The sequence below is a fragment of the Bacillus sp. LL01 genome (genome assembly GCF_001037965.1).
In genome coordinates this window covers 1-3,003 of the sequence record NZ_LFEL01000290.1, presented here as the reverse complement: position 1 = coordinate 3,003, position 3,003 = coordinate 1, and the positions used below count along the sequence as shown (strand labels likewise).

4 protein-coding genes are annotated in these 3,003 nt (G+C 34.9%); 2 read left to right on the top strand and 2 right to left on the bottom strand.

All coding sequences use genetic code 11. From position 1 onward, the window contains the following. Together solA and AB685_RS29630 are read left to right on the top strand one after the other, a co-directional pair. A partial coding sequence (solA, locus tag AB685_RS29635; RefSeq protein WP_047974203.1) for an N-methyl-L-tryptophan oxidase occupies nt 1-844 on the top strand: 844 nt, incomplete at its 5' end. 324 nt (nt 845-1,168) lie between these two features. After that, nucleotides 1,169-1,444 (top strand): hypothetical protein, encoded by a 276-nt coding sequence (locus tag AB685_RS29630; RefSeq protein ID WP_047974202.1) that lies wholly within the window; start codon nt 1,169-1,171, stop codon nt 1,442-1,444. 208 nt (nt 1,445-1,652) lie between these two features. Here AB685_RS29630 and AB685_RS29625 read toward each other — a convergent pair whose 3' ends face one another. Next, nucleotides 1,653-2,060: an ester cyclase gene (locus AB685_RS29625; protein WP_047974201.1), complete on the bottom strand. Its 408-nt coding sequence runs from the start codon at nt 2,058-2,060 to the stop codon at nt 1,653-1,655. Nucleotides 2,061-2,093: 33 nt separating this feature from the next. Then, entirely contained in the window at nt 2,094-2,855 is a 762-nt protein-coding gene (locus AB685_RS29620) for an MBL fold metallo-hydrolase (RefSeq protein WP_047974200.1), read from the bottom strand. Between the last annotated feature and the right edge of the window lie 148 nt (nt 2,856-3,003).

Here is a 3,003-nt window from a genome sequence, read left to right as displayed (position 1 = left end):
AGACTCCGATTTCATACATAATATTCGTTCAAGTGCTAAGAAGTATTCTCTACCACTTGAGGTGATGAATTCAAGCGAAATTCAACATCGTTGGTCTGGATTTTATGTGCCTGAAAATTTCGTTGGTTGTTTTGAACCTAAATCAGGTGTGCTGAAATGCGAGGAAAGTATTAAGGCGTACAAAGAGCTTGCTGAAACACACGGTGCTACGATACTCACAAATAGGAAGGTTAGAGGAATTTCCATTGAAGGTGATAGGGTCACCGTCAAAACGGACGAACAAACCTTTTACTCGAATGCGTTGGTTGTTTCAGCAGGAGCATGGTCTAGGAATCTACTATCCTTGCTCGATTTGGATCTTCCTCTCACACCTGTAAGAAAGACATTTGCTTGGTTTGATGCGGATGAAAAGATGTATAATAATAAGAATTTTCCTGCATTTACATTTGAAACATCTCAAGGACTTTATTACGGGTTTCCAAGTATTGATGGTACAGGTGTAAAGCTCGGTCGTCATGATGGCGGAGACAAAATAAATCCAGATGTTTTAATGAAAGAATTTGGTGAGGTGGTAGAGGATAAAGGGGACTTGATACGTTTTATGAATCAATATATTCCTAACAGCTATAAATTAAAGTATGGAAAAACATGTATGTATACACTTACCCCTGATGACAAATTTATTATAGATATACATCCTAAATACTCTAATGTTGCGATTGCAGCTGGGTTCTCTGGGCATGGATTCAAATTTAGTAGTGCAGTTGGACAGGCTTTAAGTAATCTAATTACTTCAGGAAAGAATGACATAGATATTTCTCAGTTTTCAATTAATAGATTTTAATAAAGTTACTTATAACTAATACTTAAAGATGAACCACTTAACAAATAAGATATTTGCTGCACCGTACAACGATACTGGTAACTAAATCCACTTCATTAATGACGATCACTTTTTAAGGTGGTCGTTTTGTCGTATTTGACACATACTGCGCAGCAACGATGGCCATTATCGTGGAAAGTATTAACAATAATTCGTTATCTTCTAGTATGATTTTTGTATGTAGATTTGTTATTTTGTGAAGTTCTTAACTTAAACTAAGGAGCAGAATACTTGTAGAAGTATGGGGTTTTCATGATAAAAAATACTAAAAAAGGATGTGAATACATGGAAAATACTTTACAGCGTCACAAAGTGAAGTCTTTTTTAAAGGTATTTTTATTGGTCTTAACAATAATATCAATGAGCTTTATAATATGGGCAGGTTTTACTGGAAAAGAGTCTATATTCCCGTATTTACTAAGTGTAACTTTATTTTTCTCCTTCAGTAATTTATTACTGATTGATGAAAATCCAGCAAAACAAAAGTTTTACAGGTTTATATTTATCATGTCTGGTTTGTCAGTTGTATTTGCAATAGTGAACCTGATTTTCCGGGGATAATTGGTAAAGTCGAAAAGAAGCCTTATTGAGTTWACGGGTGCGATGCTTGAACAAGGCATCGCTTGCCTTATTGCGCTAACGAGCAGGATAGTTTAATAAGGGTTCTGAATATGGTGATTTAACATTAGGGGAACTTAGATGAGAAAAAAATTAAAAAAGACCCAAAAAGGGTCAATTTGATACTGATACATTTGATTTAATAAAAAAATTAATCTTTAAGCTGTCGAAGAACATCATTTACATCAACATGTGATCTTTTCTCAATGATTTTACCATCTTCAATTCGTAACTTCATCATAAGAGAGAATCTAACGGTTTTTCCAGTAGCAGGAACACCCAACAATGGGATACCTGTATGAGTTCCTTCAAAGATGAGATATGCTGCTACTTGATCACCTTCAACTATTATGGATTGAATAGGCATTTTAAAGCCAGGGAATGCATCAAAGTTTTTTTTCTCTGATTCTACAAGTCCTTCTAAACCAGGAAAAGGTGTATCCAGTTGTGGATAGAATACAAAGTTCTCATGGCAATAATCTTTAAGTGCCTCATAATTTTCTTGTTCGATGGTTTCATAAAAGCGACGGACCAATTCCTTGTTTGCCTCAACCGACACAACTATCACTCCTTCATAATCTTCCAATATTATTTAAAATGTGTATGATTCTCCGTCATTTGGTACTAATACATTAGATGCGATTTCTTTTTCTTTAGTAAAGCTCTTCAGTTCCTCTTTAGATAGTCCCCAGTGGTTAACAGCTTCCATGTGAACACAAATGATTTTTGCTTCTGGAGCAGCTTTGTACACTTCATAGACATCATCTTTCCCCATGACTAGAGAACCACCCTGGAAGAATTGATTATCCCCAGCATTTACAACAATTACTTCTGGTTTGTTCGTCTCAATTACTTTTTGGACTTCTTCATACCATACAGTATCTCCTGCAACATATAATGTTTTCTCCGTTGGGTGTTTAAATATAACGCCACATACAAGACCAGCAAGTTTTAAGATTTCTCCTCTTCCATGCTCGCCTTTTGTTTTCACTAATTGGATACCTTCAAACTTTGTATCGTCTTGTAAAACCTCTACATTTTGGAAACCAGCGTTTCGAATCTCTGTTGCATCTTCTTCATTTTGGGCAAATATTTTGGTCTCTTTTGGTAAAGCTTCTTTAGCAGCATCATCCCAATGATCATAGTGCAAATGAGTAACAATAACTGCATCTATATCTTTTATAATATTGTCAATGGATGTTGGTAAGCTTACTAAAGGATTGTTTTGATCTTGCCTTGGCGAATTTGGGAAAGGTGGGCAAGTACCTTTTTCCGCTAACATTGGATCGATTAAAAACTTTTTCCCTGCGTATTCCACAACGWTTGTTGCATTACGAATTTGATGTATATTCAAGTTTATTATCTCCTTTTGTATATTAATTTCCTTCGAACAATTTATATTCTATACTATGGTTAATGACCGATACATGGATTAAATAAAGTGTTTTGGTTGTTTGACTTTATTTATGAAAGGAAGTTAGATAGATGTTAGATAACACGGA

What these genes read in the sequence shown, in the direction of transcription:
- AB685_RS29630 (WP_047974202.1), top strand. Translation starts at nt 1,169, where the DNA reads ATGGAAAATACTTTACAGCGTCACAAAGTGAAGTCTTTTTTAAAGGTA.